Here is a 16,857-nt window from a genome sequence, read left to right on the forward strand (position 1 = left end):
CCCCCCCCCCCACGGCCGGCTATTGCGGCGGCTTCGTCGACAGCGTGCTGATGCGCATCACCGACATCGCGCTCGCGTTCCCGAAGATCGTGCTCGCGCTCGCATTCGCGGCCGCGCTCGGGCCCGGCGTGATCAACGCGGTCGTCGCGATCTCGATCACCGCGTGGCCCGCGTATGCGCGGCTCGCGCGCGCCGAAACGATCCGCATCGCGCAGGCCGACTACATCCACGCCGCGCGGCTGCAAGGCGCGTCGGGCCCGCGGATCCTGCTGCGCTACATCATGCCGCTGTGCATGTCGTCGGTGATCGTGCGCGCGACGCTCGACATGGCCGGCATCATCCTGACCGTCGCGGGTCTCGGCTTTCTCGGCCTCGGCGCGCAGCCGCCGAGCCCCGAGTGGGGCTTCATGGTCGCGTCGGGCCGCAACGTGCTGCTCGACGCGTGGTGGGTCGCGACGCTGCCCGGCATCGCGATCCTGCTCGTGAGCCTCGCGTTCAACCTGCTCGGCGACGGGCTGCGCGACGTCTTCGATCCCCGCCATGGAGCATGACATGCCGATGAATTCCACCACCGCGCCCGCGCCGCTCTGCGAGATCGACGGCCTGAAAATCGGCTTTCGCGGGCACGACGGCGTCGTCACCGACGCGGTGCGCGACCTGTCGCTGACGCTCGCCCCCGGCGAGCGGCTCGGCATCGTCGGCGAATCGGGTTCCGGCAAGTCGCTGACGGGCCGCGCGCTGCTCGGCCTGCTGCCCGAAGCCGCGCGCTGGTCGGCCCGCACGATGCGCTTCGCGGGCCAGGACCTGCTCGCGATGTCCGCGAGCGAACGCCGGCGCCTGTGCGGCAGCCAGATGGGGATGATCCTGCAGGATCCGAAGTATTCGCTGAACCCGGTCATGACCGTCGCGAAGCAGATGGGCGAAGCGTTCCGGCGGCACGAGCCGGGCTTGCGCGGCCGCGCGCTGCGCGAGCGGATCGTCGACGCGCTCGCGGCCGTGCAGATCCGCGACCCGGCGCGCGTCGCCGATGCGTATCCGCACGAGCTGTCGGGCGGCATGGGCCAGCGCGTGATGATCGCGATGATGGTGTCGACGGGCCCGCGCCTGCTGATCGCCGACGAGCCGACCTCCGCGCTCGACGTCGCGGTGTCGATGCAGGTGCTCGCGGTGCTCGACGCGATGATCGCGCGGCACAACACGGGCCTGATGTTCGTCAGCCACGACCTGCCGCTCGTGATGTCGTTCTGCGATCGCGTCGCGGTGATGTATGCGGGGCGCGTGGTCGAAACCTGCGCCGCGCGCGACCTGCGCGATGCGACGCATCCGTACACGCGCGGGCTGCTCGCGGCGAACCCGCCGCTCGCGAACCCGCCCGACGAACTGCCCGTGCTGCGGCGGGATCCGGCCTGGCTCGATCCCGCACCGCATGCGCCCACACCCGCCGATCGCCAGGAGGCCGCACGATGATCGACGTCGATCACGCATCGATCCGTTTCCCGACCCGCACGGGTCACGTCGACGCCGTGCGCGACGCAAGCTTCGCGGTCCGCGACGGCGAAGTGTTCGGGCTCGTCGGCGAATCGGGTTCCGGCAAGTCGACGCTGCTGCGCGCGCTGACGGGCCTCGTGCCGCTCGCGGCCGGCAGCCTGTCGATCGACGGACGGCCGGTCGGCGGCACCCCTGACCGTGCGTTCCGCCGCCACGTGCAGATGGTGTTCCAGGATCCGTATGCGTCGCTGCATCCACGCTTCACTGTCGACCAGACGCTGCGCGAGCCGCTGTCGATCCATGCAATCGGCGACGCCGATGCGCGGATCGCCCGCGCGCTGGCCGAGGTCGGCCTCGGTCCCGCGTTCCGCTTCCGCTATCCGCACCAGTTGTCGGGCGGCCAGCGGCAGCGCGTCGCGATCGCACGCGCGCTGATCGTCGAGCCGCGCGTGCTGCTGCTCGACGAACCGACGTCCGCGCTCGACGTGTCGGTGCAGGCGGAGATCCTGAACCTGCTGCGCCGCCTGCATCGCGAACGCAACCTGACGATGATCCTCGTCAGCCACAACCTCGCGGTGATCGGCTTCCTGTGCCAGCGCGTCGCCGTGATGCAGCATGGCGAGATCGTCGAGCAGCTTCGAGTCGAGGACGTGCGCACCGGGCAGGTCGCGCGCGACTACACGCGCACGCTGCTGCAGGCGACCGAAGGTTACCGCCGTCTCGACCCGGTCACGGGCGCGCCGGCCGCCTGACATCTGCGCGACGCGCCGGCATGCGATACTCCGCACACCACGCGCCGGCTTGCCGCCGCATGGAACCCTTGTGCGTCGCACGGGTCAATTTCCTTTCGTCAACAGCTCAACAGCAATAGGGAGGCGTTCATGCTGCAATTCATCGAAACCCTGGTCGTCGGGCTCATCGTCGGCCTCCTCGCCCGCGCACTCAAGCCCGGCGACGACAAGATGGGCATCCTGATGACGGCCGTACTCGGCGTCGTCGGCGCGCTGGTCGCCGGCTACGTCGGCCGCGCGGCCGGCTGGTATGCGCCGGGCCAGGGTGCGGGCTGGATCGCATCGATCATCGGCGCGATCGTGCTGCTGGTGATCGTCGGCGCGGTGCGCAAGCGCATGGCCTGATCGCGTCGCCACACCGCCCCACGCAAAACGGCCGCTCGGGATCACGAGCGGCCGTTTTCTTTTGGCGAACGACGATTCGCGCTACTACCGATTCGTTGATTCCGCAACGATTCACCCGCAAAAAACGGCGTCCGCCGGCGACCGTCCCTCTGGTTTACTACACCGGCATTACCCGGGCTTGCGGCCGCTCAATTTTGAGATAAATTGATTGAAGGAATACGCCGCTGTTTGCTTATTCCCGCTATTTCCGTTTTTTCATTCAAGAGGTCCGATGGATTTGCCGTTTACGCAGTCAGCGTCGCGGCGTTGACGGACTGCCACCCGAGCGGCCCCGCTGCGACGCGCTTCCTCTCTGGAGCCTGTCATGAAGCATCGCCCGTTCGCTGCCTCGTTCGCCCTGGCTGCCTCGCTTCTGGCCATGTCCTCGTCCTTTGCCGCCGGCGCGTCCGGCATCATCCACTTCTCCGGCATGATCGTCGAGCCGCCCTGCTCGTTCGCGCTCGATACGCCCAACGCCGCGCCCGCTCGCGTGCGCGCCGACTGCCCGCGCCCGGCGACCGGCCAGATCGCGTTCGTCGACGCGGCGAGCATGCAGGCCGTCAAGACCACGACCTTTACTCAGGCCTCGCGCGCAATCGTTTTACCGAACCGTCCGGGCAACAATCTCGCGCCGATGATCGCCGTCGTGACCTACCAGTAACACCGGCCGCCCGCGCGGCGCGCGGCGGGTCCGACGCGGCCGCGCGTCAGTCGCGATGGCGCGCGATCCAGTCGCTGAACGCGCGGATCTTCTGCTGGTTGCCGATGTTCTCGGGATAGACGAAGAAGTAGCGTGCGCCGGTCTCGAGCACGATGTCGAACGGCCGTTCGAGCCGGCGGGCGCTGACGTCGTCGTCGACGAGCGTCACGTCGCCGATCGCGACGCCGAAGCCCTGCATCGCCGCGTTGGTCGCGAGATCGAGCGTGTCGAAGGTCGGCCCGCGCGCGGGATCGACGCCGCGCTCGCCCGCATGATCGAGCCATGCACGCCAGTCGCGATGGTCGCGGGTCGGATGCAGCAGCGTATGGCGCGCGAGATCGCCCACCGCGTCGAGCGGCGACGCCTGCCGCAACTCCGGTGCGCATACCGGTGTCAGCCGTTCGTCGAACAGCGGCAGCGCGAATACGCCCGCGCCCGGCGACGTGCCGTAGACGATTGCCGCGTCGAACGGCTCGGTCGAGAAATCGACGACGTGCTGCCAGGCGGTCGTGATCTGCACATGGAGATCGGGATGCTCGCCCTGGAAGCGCATGATGCGCGGCAGCATCCAGCGGATCACGCAGGTCGGCACCTTCAGCGCGAGATCGGTGCGCTGGCGCGTGAGCTTCATCGAGATGTCCTCGATCCGCGCGAAGCTCTCGTTGACCACCGGCAGCAGCTGCTCGCCCTCGGCCGTCAGCGTGAGGCCCTTCGCATGGCGCTTGAACAGCGGAAAGCCGTAATGCGCCTCGAGCGTCTGGATCTGCCGGCTCACCGCGCCCTGCGTGATGCATAGCTGCTCGGCCGCGCGCGTGAAGCTGCGGTGGCGAGCCACCGTCGAGAAGATCTGCAGCGCGTGCAGGGGCGGAAGTCGGCGCATGAAGAGGCACAGGAAACGGAAGGACCGCGCGCCGGCGCCGGCGCGCGCTGACCGACACGATAAGCCAAACGCCGGCTTTGCGCGAGGCGCGCGACGCTCAGGTCGTCGCGGCGAGTGCGCCCGCCGCGATGCGCGCCGCCGATGCGACGACGTCCGCGCGAGCCGCAGCGTCGGCCTGCGGCTGCGTGAACGACACGGCCATCACGAGCGGCGCGCGCGACGGCGGCCACAGCACCGCGACGTCGGTCGTCGTGCCGTAACCGCCCGTGCCGGCCTTGTCCGCGACGCGCCAGCCGGGCGGCACGCCCGCCGCGATGCCGGTCGCGCCGCGCGCGCCGCCGACCATCCATTCCGTCAGTTGCGCGCGCTGCGGTTCGCGCAGCGTGTCGCCGAGCAGCAGCCGCTGCAGCGTGTCGACCATCGCGACCGGCGTCGACGTGTCGCGTTCGTCATCCGGCGCGGCCTTGTTCAGTTCGGGTTCCCAGTGATCGAGGCGAAACGTCGTGTCGCCGCTCTCGTGTGCGAACGACGTGACGGCCTGCGGGCCGCCGAGCACGCCCATCAGCAGGTTGCCCGCGCCCTTGTCGCCCGAGCGCAGCATCGCCTCGCAAAGCTGCGCGATCGTCATGCCCGTGTCGACATGGCTTTCCGTGATCGGCGAACCCGACACGATTTCGTAGCGGCGGTACAGGATGCGGCGCGGCAGCAGCGACGCGTCGAGCGCGCCGCGCGCGAGTATCGCGCCGGCGGCGACGACCGCATACGTGCCGCACAGAGGAAAGCGCTCGCGCGCGTGGTGGGCGATGCGCACGCCGTTCGACGTATCGAGCGCGGCGACGCCGAGCCGGCCGTTCGACGCTTTCTCGAGTGCGGCGAGTTCGGCTTGCGCGGCATGGGCGCGCCCCTGGTCGGCGACCGGCGCTGACGTGCACGCGGCCACGAACGGCGCGGCAACGGCGGCAAGCAACAGCGAGCGGCGTGTCGGAGAGTGTTCCATGGATGAGTAGTGTTCTGTCGGAAACGATGGCACGAAGCAGCGCGGGCACGCATCGGCGATGCACGCCCGTTCACGCCGACGGCCGCCCGCGACGGCATTCGCCGCGCATCCCCGAAAGACGCCCGTCGGCCCCGCGCGAAGCGCGGGATTCGCAAACAGCCCCTAGCCTAGCAGCGACAGTCGTCGCGTTCCAGCAGAACGGCCTGGCTTCATCCTTGCGAAGAAGGCAGGTACGGCATCGGATTCACCGGCTTGCCGTCGCGCCGCACTTCGAACAGCAGCGCGACGCGCGAGTTGTCGAGATCGCCCATCTCGGCAATCTCGTCGCCCTGGCGCACGATGTCGCCCGTCTTCACGAGCACCTTGCGATTGTGCGCATAGGCGGTCAGGAAATCCGCGTTGTGCTGGACGATGATCAGGCTGCCGTAATCGTTCAGGCCGGTGCCCGCGTACATCACGCGGCCGTCGGCCGCCGCGCGAACCGGGTCGCCCGGCCGGCCGGCGATCTGGATGCCGCGGTTCTGCCCCGGCCGGAACCCTTCGACGATCTTGCCGTTCGCGGGCCATTTGAGCGCGACGCCGCCCGCATGCCGCTTCGTTTCCTTGACGACCTGACGGTTGCTCGCCGTCGATGCCGTGGCCTGTGCCGTTGCCTGGTTACCGGCCACCGCATCGCTCGCGGCGGCCTGCGCGGCGGCCTGCGTGCCGGCCGCGCCCGACGGCGGCAGCGGCTGCTGCCTGACGATGCGCAGCACCTGCCCCTTGCGCAGCTTGCCGTTCGCGCCCAGCTTGTTCCAGGTGCGCAGGTCGGCAACGCTGCAGTCGTTCGCGGACGCGATGCCCGTCAGCGTGTCGCCGCGTTTCACGACGTACTTTTGCGCGACGAGAATCGGCGCCGGCGGCGGCGTGGCGGCCGACGGCGCAGCGGCGGGCTGGCTCGACGGCGACGGCTGTCCCGCCAGCGTGTCGCTCGGCGGGACGGACTGCGTGTTTGCACAACCGGCCATGACGAGCACCGCGGCCAGGCCCGACAGCCAAGCCGCATTGCGGCAAATCTCGCGCGTTTTCATGGACGATCCGACTCCGGTTTGACAATCTTTCAAGCATCTCAAAAACGGAACCGCCGACGTGTAACCGGATGCAAACAATGATGACAAACGATCACGAACGGGACGCCGGCCGGCATTCGCTACCGGTAATACGGTCCGATCCCGAAAAACTTGATGGTCTTTTCGTGTGAAAACGGAAGAATTTTCGTCCCAGGAGACTATGACGGATCGATTTCAATAGGATTGTGCCGCCGCGCTTAGCGCAACCATGCGACGAGTTCGGAACAGGCCCACGCGATGCCGATGCACAGGAACAACACATGCAACGCGATCTTGAACGACACGCCCCACGACGAATCGATCTGCATGACTGGCTCCCCGGTGTCGAGATGCGGCCATGATCGGGCATCGATCGTGCCCCGAAAATGCGGAACCGGCGAATCGGGTCTCAGGCTGCGCCTGAGACCGACACGGCGGTTCCTGCTAACTTATCGCCCATTCCAACGCTATCGCTCCCCGCCCATCATGCGCTTCGACCTGACCGACCTGCGGCTCTTCCTGAACATCTGCGAGGCCGGCACGATCACGAGCGGCGCCGAACGCACGCACATCACGCTGCAGGCCGCGAGCGAGCGCATCCGCGGCATGGAGGACGAACTCGGCGTGCCGCTGCTGCACCGGACCAAGTCGGGTGCGCAGCCGACCGACGCCGGCCGCGCGCTCGAACACCACGCGCGCACCGTGCTGCAGCAGATCGACCACATGCGCGGCGAACTGCAGCAATACGGTCAGGGGCTGCGCGGCCATATCCGGCTGCTGTGCAACACGGCGTCGCTGAGCGAATACCTGCCCGACGCGCTGGCCGATTACCTGCCGCATCATCCGAAGCTGTCGATCAGCGTCGAGGAGCGTTCGAGCCAGGAGATCGTGCATGCGATCCGCAACAAGACGGCCGAGGTCGGCATCGTTGCCGATTCGGTCGGGCTCGGCGGGCTCGAACAGAAACCGTTCCGCGAAGACTGGCTGATCGTCGTCGTGCCGGCCGCGCATCCGCTCGCGTCGCACGACAAGGTCGCGTTCGACGCGATCGCCGACGCCGATTTCATCGGCCTCACCGACGGCAGCGCGCTGCAGGTGCATCTGGCCGACCAGGCGCGCGCGCTCGGCAAGCGGATCCGCTATCGCGTGCAGTTGAAGAGCTTCGATGCGATCTGCCGCGTGATCGCGAGCGGCGTGGGCATCGGCATCGTGTCGCGGCACGCGGCCGAGCGCGCGATGCAGACGATGGACGTGCGGCTCGTCGAACTGGCCGATCCATGGAGCCACCGGAAGCTGACGCTCTGCGCGCGGTCGTTCGACGCGTTGCCGAAGTACACGCGGGAGTTCGTGGCGTTTTTGTCCGGCGAACCAGCGCCGCGGTGACGCGCGCCCCCACCCCACCGGCATACGGAGGCACGGCCATGACCGACACCGATCTCGCCACCCGCTACCGCGCGTATATCGACTGCCTGAACCGGCAGGACTGGCCGTCACTCGGCCAGTATGTCGACGACAACGTGATCCACAACGATCGGCCGCTCGGCCTCGCCGGTTACCGCGCGATGCTGGAACAGGACTTTCGCGACATCCCCGATCTCCGTTTCGACATCCGGCTGCTCGCGTGCGAGCCGCCGCGCGTCGCGAGCCGCCTTCGCTTCGCGTGTTCGCCGAAAGGGACGTTCATGGGGCTCGCCGTCGACGGCAGGAAGGTCACGTTCGCCGAGAACGTGTTCTACGAGTTCCACGACGGCAAGATCCGACAGGTCTGGTCGGTGATCGACAAGGCGGCGATCGAGGCCCAGCTTTAGCAGCCCCGGCGCGGCCGGGCGCCGGTCGTGATCGATGCGCCGATGCCCGGTTTGATTCGTTTCGATCCTTAAGGATAACGTTTTCTCTCAAATGTGATCAAACGCGCATCACTGGAGAGCACACCCGCCTGCCGCTTCAGCGTCGGTATCCCGCACTGCGTCTAATCGGCTTCGGCAAAAATTCCCCGTAATTTACATGTAATCCCGATCTCGCCCCAGCCCCCCTCTCTCTTCCCACTATTCGGGTTTCTACCGGCGCCTCCGGCGTCAAAGTTCATTGACATCACGCCGTTCGATGCCTAAATTTGGAAAACGTTTTCCAATGCATCGGCGCGACGCCGGCCTCGGCCCGCGCAGGGGGAACGCTTGCCCGCTCGGGTTGTGATTCAGGCCATCCGTCGTCAGGGATCAGGGTTGCATGGCGGAGGTCAGGTACGGGTGTCGAGCGCGGCAACGGCCATACCTGCCCGTCCTTCATCACTATTCAAACTGGAGACACCATGCATCCGCGCAGCAGATTCGCGGTCGGCGCCGCGCTCAGCGCCCTTTCCGTCCTGTTCGTCAGCGCGTGCGGCGGCAGCGACGTGACCGACACGCCGCCGCCGTCGCCGCCCCCGTCTTCGACACCCGCGCTCGCGGCGAACTCGCTGCAGGCGCTCGTCTACGGCGCGCCCGACACCAGCGTGCCGGCCGGCACGAACATTCCCGTCACGATGATGGGCCAGATGCGCGCGCTGTTCGACCTGATCCGGAAATCGCCCGACTTCACGCAGGTCGTGATGGATCTCGGCGACGGCACGCCGGTGCACGTGCTCGATACGAACACCGGCGACAAATTCCTGCCCGGCAAGCTCGCGCTCGGCCTGTCGTACATCCTGATCGACATGAAGTCGAAGGGCGACCCGCAATACGCGAGCTACCTCGCGACGTACCAGACGATCACGACCGCGATGATGGCGCAGTCGGGCGGCAACTACGCATATGCGAATACGTCGTGGGGCGAGTACTACTACCTCGTCGCGCTGAACAACCTGAAGGCGCACGGGATGCTCAACGAAGTCTTCAGCGACGCGATGCTCGCGACGCTGCAGCAGCGGCTCACCTTCTGCGACATGTTCGGCCCCGACGCGAGCGGCAAGACCAGTACGTGCCCGGCCGCCGGCACGCCGATCGACATCGCGTCGCTCAACACCGCGCAGAACTACTATGCGGTGTCCTACGGAATCGCCGGGCTGCGGCAGAAGCTCGGCTGGAGCAGCCCGTCATTCGCGTCGGCGACCGATCCGTCCGTCGCGACGATGAGCGCGCGCGACGCGCTGCTGTATACGCTCGCGAACCACATCCGCAAGGATTCGTCGGGCGGGTTCTCGGACGAAGCGTCGAACACGCACACGACCTATTACGACCAGGCGCGCTTCGACCGCTACAGCACGCTGCTGATCGGCGAAGTGGTCGAGCGCACGTTCGAGATGGGTAACGAGGCGAATCTCACGTCCGAGCTGAAGGGTTATCTGCGCAAGTCGGTCGACCTGATCCTGCCGCAGCTGAACACCGACGGCCAGGGCTTCGACTACGGCCGCTCGATCGGCCCGTACGGCGATTCCGCGTTCATGGAAGTGCTGACGGCCGCGGCCAACGCCGGTGTGCTGTCCGACCAGGAGAAGCAGGTCGCGTATGCATTCATCTATCGGGCCGCGCATCGCTTCGACACCTACTGGTACGACCCGTCGCTGCCGACGCCGTCGGTGAACATGTGGGTCAAGGGTCGCGGCACCGACACGTATCGCGGCAAGCCGCGCGTGATGGGCGAGAACTTCAGCCTGCTGCACCAGTACCTGTACGTGAACGCGTGGTGGAACAAGCTCGGCTTCGGCGGCAAGGCGCCGATGGCGGATGCGGACTACAACGCGTGGCTCGACGCGCTGCCGCGCTACACGCTCACCCGGTACAACCAGCCCGGCGACACCGCGCATCCGTACAGCGCGGCGCTGCTCACCGTGCGCGACGGCCGGCGCGTGATCAACCTGAACCTCAGCCAGGCGCCCGACTACAACTCGTTCACGCCGTACTACCCGGTGCCGTTCTCCGACAGGCTGATCTACGGCACGACCGATCTCGGCTATGCGCTGCTGGTGCCGCAGGTGTCGTACAACGGGAAGACCTACATTCCCGTCACGTACTACAGGAACCTGAACGTGCAGCAGGCCAACGGCCAGGTGATCGTGTCGTTCGATACCGCGAAATTCCGTCTCGCGTCGAAGAACGCGGCGTACACGACCGATCTCGACCTGCAGGTGCATTCGGTGCTGACGTTCGCGCACGGCACGGTCGCGCGCAGCGATACGCTGAGTTCGGGCACGCTCGCCGGCAACCTGTCGGTCGAGACGGACTTCACGTCGTTCGCGGATTTCGCGTCCACGCACGCCAACGGCGACGGCGTATCGGTGGCATACGCGAACAGCGCTGCGACCGGCTATGCGGCATCCGGGTTCGACAACTGTGTGCTGTCCGCCTTCGACACGGCAAACGGCACGACGAATCCGCTGTCGACGACGCCGATCGGCCAGTTGCATTCGAACTTCGCGTGCACGACGAAGCCGTTTGCGCTCGGCGCGGGCACGGCCCGCACGCTCGGTTGGACGCTGAAGTATGCCGATCCGGCCTGAGCGGTGCGACCGCCGTCCTGTTACAGCTCCCGAAGCCGGCAGCAGAAACCGGCTTCGGGATGTTTCGGGACGGTGAGCATCACGCTCCGCGGCGATACCCGCTTACAGCCACCCCGAGGCGGCCATGTACGCACCGAGCGCAATCAGCCCGACGAAGAAGCAGCGCCTGAACGCCTTCTCGCTCATCACGCGCCGCGCGTATTGCCCGCCGGCCATTCCGGCCAGCGCCGGCACGAGCGCAAGCGCCGACACGCCGAGATCGACCGTCTGCAGCGCGCCCGTCACGCGCAACTGCAAGCCGAGCGCGATCGTCGATGCGGTAAACGACAGCCCGAGCGCCTGGATCAGGTCGTCCTTCGACAGCCGCAGCGCCTGCAGGTAAGGCACGGCCGGCACGACGAACACGCCGGTCGCGGCCGTCACGACGCCCGTCAGATAGCCGACCACGGCCGACAGCCAGGTTTCGTGACGCCCCGGCGCGGGCAGCCGCGCGGCGGCCAGCCCCCATAGACCGTAGGCGATCAGCACCACGCCCAACGCCGCATGCGTCCACGTGCTGCCGGCCGCGAGCGCGGGCAACCCGCCCGTCAGCGTGCCGATCGCGAGACCGGCGAGCAGCGGCCACAGGCGACGCAGCAACGGCCCGAACGACGGGCCGAGCCACAACTGCCACACATTGGTGATGAACGACGGCACGAGCAGCAGGCTCGCCGCAGCCGACGGCGGCATCGCGAGCGTCAGCAACCCCATCGCGATCGTCGGCAGCCCGAGCCCGATCATTCCCTTCACCGCGCCGGCCAGCAGGAAAACCAGCACGATGATCGTCAGCGTATGAATTTGCATGGAGGGCGTTCCGTCCGGTTGGGATGATTACGGCGCCGATGGTGAACCGCCGTCAGCCTGCCCGCCATCTGGTTTTGCCTGAGGCTGGCTAGGGCCTGTCGGGCGGGCCTGTCAGGCCCTCCGTTCAGGCCCCATGGATCACCCCCCGCGCCTGCTCGCTGTCGAGGTCAGCCATCTGTGAAGCCGGATAGCGGTCACCGGCAGCCGCCCCGGCGGGAACCGCCGTTTCGATGCGCGAGAAATCATTGACCGTTAGTTGCAATTCAGGCGCGTGCGATGCGTCCTTCAATTGCGTGCGCTTGCGCGCGCCGACCAGCGGCACGATGTCGATGCCGCGCGACAGCGCCCACGCGATCGCGCGCAGCGCATCGACCTTCGAGTGGTGAGTGGATGGACCGGATTGTCGGTGCGTCGCGGCGCGCGATAAGCGCGAAACGCGAAACGCTCCACCAAACCATTCGACGCTGATCAACAATGGAGCCTGTTCCAATCCGCCAACGCTCCGCCCCGTATGGACCACCTGCAAGCAATGCGCATCTTCGCGCGCGTCGCCCATCTCGGCAGCTTCACGAAAGCGGCCGAGCAGTTGCAACTGCCGCGCCCGACGGTGAGCAACGCCGTCCAGTATCTGGAAAAGCACCTGAATATCCGCCTGCTGCAGCGCACGACGCGGCGCGTCGCGCTGACCGCCGAGGGCGCGACCTATTACGAGCGCTGCGTGCAGTTGCTGGCCGATCTCGACGATGCGGAATCGCTGTTCGAGGACGCCCGCGCATCGCCGCGCGGCGTGATCCGCGTCGACCTGCCCGAGCGCTTCGCGCTGAACCAGGTGATTCCGGCGCTGCCGGATTTTCATGCGCGCTACCCCGACCTGCGCGTCATGATCAGCACGACCGACCGCTTCGTCGATCTCGTCTCCGACGGCATCGACTGCGCGGTGCGGGTCGGCGTGCTGTCCGACACGTCGCTCGTCGCGCGGCGGATCGGCGAGATGGCGCAGATCAACTGCGCGTCGCCCGCGTATCTCGCGCGCCACGGCACGCCGAGATCGCCGGACGAACTGCCCGACCACGTCGCGGTCGGCTATTTCTCGAGCCGCACGGGCCGCGAGCTGGACTGGGAATATGCGGACATGGATACGGGCGAGCTGCACGCGGTGAAGATGCGCAGCATCGTGTCGGTGAACAGCTCGCAGGCGTATCTCGCGTGCTGTCTCGCCGGCCTCGGGCTGATCCAGGCGCCGCGCGACGGGCTCGCGCCGCTGTTCGCCGACGGCTCGCTGGTCGAAGTGCTGCCGGAATGGCATGCCGAGCCGCTGCCCGTGTCGGTGGTGTTCACGCACGGGCGCCATCTCGCGCCGCGCGTGCGGATCTTCGTCGACTGGCTCGCGGAAACGCTCGGCGGCACGCGCCAGGCGGGCTGACAAGGGCCGGCACCGGCGCGCCCGGCACCGGCCGCCGCCCGTTCAGAACTTGTGGCGGATCGCGGCGCGCACCGCGAACTGGTTCGACGACGACGACGGCCCGTCCGTCCCGACGACGTAGCCGCCGTCGGCCGCCGTGCCGGTCTTGTCGCCGCCGACCTTCTGCCACGCGCCCTGCAGATAGACGTCGGTTCGCTTCGACAGGCTGTAGTCGGCCATCAGGCCGACCGTGTGGTACTTCGGCTTGAACGAGCCGGCCGCGGCATCGAACTTGCCGTCCGTGTATACGTACTGCGCGCCGAGATAGAAATCGGGCGTGAGCTGGTACTTGCCGTTGATCTCGAAGTTCTGGAACTTCGTCGCGGTCAGCCCGAGGCCGGCGAAGGTCGAGGCCGGCAGGTAGACGGTCGACACCGGGTTCTTCACGTCCGTCTTCGTGTAAACGAAGCCGACCGTTGCCGGGCCGAACGTGTAGTTGACGCCGCCGCCGAAGATGCGCAGGCGATCGGCGACGAAGTTCGCGTCGTCGGCCGCGATCGCGCCCGCGCTGCCGACGCCGGGGTTGTTCGCCTGCAGGTACGCGCCCGCGACCTGCAGCCCGGCCAGCGAATACTGCGCACCGATGCTGTACTGGCGGTTGTTCGAGAAACCGGTGCTGTTGCTGAAGCTGTACGTGCCGCCGAACGTCAGGCCGTTCCAGTCGGGGCTCGCGTACTTGACCGTGTTGTTGACGCGGAACGAGTTGTCCGTGTTGTCGTTGTCGAACGGGTGCGAAAACAGCGTGCCGCCCCAGTTGCCGTTCGCGGTCAGCGGCGCGAGATAGTCGACGACGGAATCGTACTGGCGGCCGAAGGTCAGCGTGCCGAAGCGCGACTCGGTCAGCCCGACGAACGCCTGGCGGCCAAACATGCGGCCGCCCTGGTTGAACCGGCCGTTGTTCACGTCAAAACCGTTTTCCAGCGTGAAGATCGCCTTGAGCCCGCCGCCGAGATCCTCGCTGCCCTTCAGGCCCCAGCGGCTGCCCTGCGCGAAACCGCTCGCGAGCTGGTAATTCGTCTTTCCGACCCCATTGACGTTCACGTTGTTCGTGTAATTGAAGCCTTCGTCGATCAGGCCGTACAGCGTCACGCTGTTCTGGGCAAAGGCCGGCGCGGCGAAGGCAGCGAGCGCGGCGGCAAAAATGACGTGCTTCTTCATGACGGATCTCCGGAGCCGAGGGCCGGGCGGGCCGAGCGCCCGGCGAATGTTTGGTCTGTTTTGTGTGTGGCCCGCAGGGCGGACGACGCGGTGTGCGGCCGCGTGAGGACAAAATGGTGTCACGTCGCAAACCGTCCGTCCATCGGGGTAAGGAAACCGCGCGCAAAGCGTTGCGCTCTCCCAACTGCCCCGTTGCGCAGACAGCCTGACCGGGCTTGTCGGCAGCGGCGGTCCGGCCCGCCATCCGCGTAAACCCGACGAGCGTCGCATCGGTGGCACAATGCGCATCCGTTCGCCATTTCTTCACGAAGTCATGCTTCACCCCGATTCATGCGCGGCGTATGCCGGCCGCGCACGCGGCCCGCGCCGGACGGCAGTCCGATGACCGCGCCTGCCCGGGCCGGCCGCTACGCCGAACTCGATTTCTTCCGCGGCCTCGTGCTGCTCGTCATCGTCGTCGACCATATCGGCGGCAGCATCCTGTCGCGCGTGACGCTGCACGCGTACGCGCTGTGCGACGCGGCCGAGGTATTCGTGTTCCTCGGCGGCTTCGCGACCGCGATCGCGTACAACTCGCTCGCCGAGCGGCACGACGAGGCCGCCGCGCGCCAGCGCTTCATCCTGCGCGCGTTCGAGATCTACCGCGCGTTCCTCGTGACGGCCGGCCTGATGCTGCTGATCACGGCCGCGCTGAACGCGTTCGCGATCGACGGCCCGAACATGCCGACCAACGATCTCGACGGCCTGCTCCACAAACCGCTCGCCGCGCTGCGCGACATCCTGCTGTTCCGCCGCCAGCCGTACCTCGCGTCGGTGCTGCCGATGTACGCGTTCTTCGCGCTGCTCGTCCCGCTCGCACTGCCGCTCGCGCGCACGCAGCCGTGGCTGATGCTCGCGTTCAGCGGATCGCTGTGGTACGCGGCGCCGCACGTCGCGCGCTTTTTGCCGACCGTCGAAGGCGCGCCGTGGGACTTCAATCCGTTCGCGTGGCAGTTCCTGTTCGTGCTCGGCGTAATCGCGCGCTGCCAGCCCGTCTACCAGACGCTCGCGCCCAGGCCGCAGGGCTGGCTGCTGACGGCCGTGTCGCTCGCGATCGTCGCCGCCGGCGCGTACTACCGGCTGCGCATCGAGCCGTTCCCGACCGATCCGTCGATCAAGCAGAACCTCGGCGCGCTGCGGCTCGTGAATTTCCTCGCGATCGCGTGGCTCGCGGCCAAGCTCGTGCACCTCGGCTGGATGAAGAAGGTCGCGCACGCGATGCCGTGGATCGGCACGATCGGCCGGCAGGGGCTGCTGTGCTTCGTCGCGGGCACCGGCATCTCGCTCGCGGTCGATTCGCTGCTTTACCAGGCGACCGAAGGCTATCTCGACGTGCCGCTCGGCCTGACCGCCGATGCCGTCGCGATGGGCCTGCTGTATCTCGTCGCCAAACTCTACGGGCCGCTCGTCGCGCGGCTGCCGTTCCGTTCGCGGCAATGACGCGCCGCGCCGTCATGCGCCGCTGCTACGATAGCCGGCGCCTCTCCTGAAACGATTCGCCATGCGCCGACTCGCCCTTCCGTTCGCCGTCGCCCTGATCGCCGGCTCCATCGCCACCGCCCGCGCCACGCCGGCCGCGCCGACGGTTTCGCCCGCGCCGCCGCTGGCCGCGCAAGCCACCCAGGCCGCGCCGGTCACGCCGGCCGCCCAGGAGCCGCCGGTCAATCCGGGCAGCAGCGTCGCGCTGCGCACGTTCCGGTCGGCATCGCTGAAGCGCGACTGGTCGTACACGGTCTACCTGCCGCCCGGCTATAACCCGGAAGGCGCGCGCTACCCGGTGATGTACCTGCTGCACGGCAATGCCGGCAACGCGAACGACTGGATCACGCAGGGCCGGCTGCAGGCCACCGCCGACACGCTGATCGAGCGCCGCGAGATTCCGCCCGTCGTGATCGTGATGCCGCAGGGCGGCACCGACTGGTACGTCGACCGCAAGGAGAAGATGCAGAGCGCGTTCCTCAACGAACTGCTGCCCGAAGTCGAAGCGCACTTCGCGGTGTCGAACCAGCGCGCGGGCCGCGCGATCGGCGGCGTGTCGATGGGCGGCTTCGGCGCGCTGCGCTTCTCGCTGCTCGAACCCGGCCTGTTCTGCGGCGCGATGCTGCTGAGCCCCGCGATCTATGCGAACGAGCCGCCGCTCAATTCCGCCGCGCGCTATGTCGGCGTGTTCGGCGACCGGCAGTTCGACTCGCGCGTGTGGCACGAGCTCAACTACCCGGCGCTGATGCGCGGCTATTTCGCGCGTAGCTGGCGCGTGCCGATGTTCATCGCGGCCGGCGACGACGACCTGACGATCCAGGCGGAATCGAGCGTGCTGTACACGCAGCTGCGCCGTGCGCAGAACCCGGCCGAGCTGCGCATCGTCGAAGGCGGGCATACGTGGGACGTGTGGCGCGGGCTGCTCGGGCAGGGGTTGAAGTACGCGCTCGAGTGCGTGAAGTGACGGCGGGCGGGCGTGGCCCCGCCCGTTTTCGTCAAGCCGGCCGATGCCCGGCCCATCGTCCGTCGACTGGCGCGAAGCACTGCGCGCGCGACCCGGGTGCGCACGCCGGG

16 protein-coding genes and 1 pseudogene are annotated in these 16,857 nt (G+C 67.8%); 11 read left to right on the forward strand and 6 right to left on the reverse strand.

The window, feature by feature from the left end; all coding sequences use genetic code 11:
* The 5 genes from AC3WLY_RS19430 to AC3WLY_RS19450 form a co-directional block, all read left to right on the forward strand.
* The coding region (locus tag AC3WLY_RS19430) for an ABC transporter permease (protein WP_492332703.1) at positions 1-551 on the forward strand (551 nt) is incomplete at its 5' end.
* A 1-nt stretch (position 552) separates the two neighbouring features.
* A complete protein-coding gene (locus tag AC3WLY_RS19435) occupies positions 553-1,467 on the forward strand; it encodes an ABC transporter ATP-binding protein (protein ID WP_175959295.1) in 915 nt (304 codons plus the stop codon).
* Positions 1,464-2,240, forward strand: a complete 777-nt coding sequence (locus AC3WLY_RS19440; protein WP_175959296.1) for an ABC transporter ATP-binding protein — start codon at positions 1,464-1,466, stop codon at positions 2,238-2,240. The genes AC3WLY_RS19435 and AC3WLY_RS19440 overlap by 4 nt, the downstream gene beginning before the upstream one ends.
* Before the next feature lie 129 nt (positions 2,241-2,369).
* Positions 2,370-2,624: a GlsB/YeaQ/YmgE family stress response membrane protein gene (locus AC3WLY_RS19445; protein WP_034180284.1), complete on the forward strand. Its 255-nt coding sequence runs from the start codon at positions 2,370-2,372 to the stop codon at positions 2,622-2,624.
* Positions 2,625-2,988: 364 nt separating this feature from the next.
* Positions 2,989-3,324, forward strand: a complete 336-nt coding sequence (locus AC3WLY_RS19450; RefSeq protein ID WP_175959297.1) for a type 1 fimbrial protein — start codon at positions 2,989-2,991, stop codon at positions 3,322-3,324.
* 46 nt (positions 3,325-3,370) lie between these two features.
* Here AC3WLY_RS19450 and AC3WLY_RS19455 read toward each other — a convergent pair whose 3' ends face one another.
* The 3 genes from AC3WLY_RS19455 to AC3WLY_RS19465 all read right to left on the reverse strand — a co-directional run bounded on the left by AC3WLY_RS19455 (position 3,371) and on the right by AC3WLY_RS19465 (position 6,310).
* Positions 3,371-4,243 carry a LysR substrate-binding domain-containing protein gene (locus tag AC3WLY_RS19455; protein WP_310137497.1) on the reverse strand — a complete coding sequence of 291 codons (873 nt, stop codon included), beginning with the start codon at positions 4,241-4,243 and terminating at the stop codon, positions 3,371-3,373.
* Between the two features lie 97 nt (positions 4,244-4,340).
* On the reverse strand, positions 4,341-5,240 hold the full coding sequence (gene bla / locus AC3WLY_RS19460) for a class A beta-lactamase (RefSeq protein WP_492310037.1): 900 nt from the start codon (positions 5,238-5,240) through the stop codon (positions 4,341-4,343).
* Between the two features lie 209 nt (positions 5,241-5,449).
* Positions 5,450-6,310 carry a peptidoglycan DD-metalloendopeptidase family protein gene (locus AC3WLY_RS19465; protein ID WP_492310038.1) on the reverse strand — a complete coding sequence of 287 codons (861 nt, stop codon included), beginning with the start codon at positions 6,308-6,310 and terminating at the stop codon, positions 5,450-5,452.
* Between the two features lie 504 nt (positions 6,311-6,814).
* Between AC3WLY_RS19465 and AC3WLY_RS19470 the strand changes: the two genes are divergently transcribed.
* The 3 genes from AC3WLY_RS19470 to AC3WLY_RS19480 all read left to right on the forward strand — a co-directional run bounded on the left by AC3WLY_RS19470 (position 6,815) and on the right by AC3WLY_RS19480 (position 10,802).
* On the forward strand, positions 6,815-7,711 hold the full coding sequence (locus tag AC3WLY_RS19470) for a LysR family transcriptional regulator (RefSeq protein WP_492310039.1): 897 nt from the start codon (positions 6,815-6,817) through the stop codon (positions 7,709-7,711).
* Positions 7,712-7,749: 38 nt separating this feature from the next.
* A complete protein-coding gene (locus tag AC3WLY_RS19475) occupies positions 7,750-8,136 on the forward strand; it encodes an ester cyclase (protein ID WP_204421352.1) in 387 nt (128 codons plus the stop codon).
* A gap of 500 nt (positions 8,137-8,636) precedes the next feature.
* Positions 8,637-10,802 (forward strand): hypothetical protein, encoded by a 2,166-nt coding sequence (locus AC3WLY_RS19480; RefSeq protein ID WP_492310040.1) that lies wholly within the window; start codon positions 8,637-8,639, stop codon positions 10,800-10,802.
* Between the two features lie 102 nt (positions 10,803-10,904).
* Here the strand turns inward: AC3WLY_RS19480 and AC3WLY_RS19485 are convergent, their stop codons facing one another.
* Both AC3WLY_RS19485 and AC3WLY_RS19490 read right to left on the reverse strand, forming a co-directional pair.
* Positions 10,905-11,645: a sulfite exporter TauE/SafE family protein gene (locus AC3WLY_RS19485; protein ID WP_243566609.1), complete on the reverse strand. Its 741-nt coding sequence runs from the start codon at positions 11,643-11,645 to the stop codon at positions 10,905-10,907.
* 124 nt (positions 11,646-11,769) lie between these two features.
* Positions 11,770-12,066 (reverse strand): annotated as a pseudogene (locus AC3WLY_RS19490) (aldo/keto reductase); the annotation flags it as partial.
* Between the two features lie 90 nt (positions 12,067-12,156).
* Here AC3WLY_RS19490 and AC3WLY_RS19495 point away from each other — a divergent pair.
* Positions 12,157-13,068 (forward strand): LysR family transcriptional regulator, encoded by a 912-nt coding sequence (locus AC3WLY_RS19495; RefSeq protein ID WP_175959304.1) that lies wholly within the window; start codon positions 12,157-12,159, stop codon positions 13,066-13,068.
* Between the two features lie 42 nt (positions 13,069-13,110).
* Here the strand turns inward: AC3WLY_RS19495 and AC3WLY_RS19500 are convergent, their stop codons facing one another.
* Entirely contained in the window at positions 13,111-14,265 is a 1,155-nt protein-coding gene (locus AC3WLY_RS19500) for a porin (protein WP_175959305.1), read from the reverse strand.
* 381 nt (positions 14,266-14,646) lie between these two features.
* Here AC3WLY_RS19500 and AC3WLY_RS19505 point away from each other — a divergent pair, with 381 nt between their 5' ends.
* Positions 14,647-15,744, forward strand: coding sequence for an OpgC domain-containing protein (locus AC3WLY_RS19505; protein ID WP_034180944.1), 1,098 nt, complete (start codon positions 14,647-14,649; stop codon positions 15,742-15,744).
* A 61-nt stretch (positions 15,745-15,805) separates the two neighbouring features.
* A complete protein-coding gene (locus AC3WLY_RS19510; RefSeq protein ID WP_492310041.1) occupies positions 15,806-16,747 on the forward strand; it encodes an alpha/beta hydrolase in 942 nt (313 codons plus the stop codon).
* Positions 16,748-16,857 lie beyond the last annotated feature (110 nt).

Source organism: Burkholderia sp. FW306-1C-G01B (assembly GCF_058781685.1).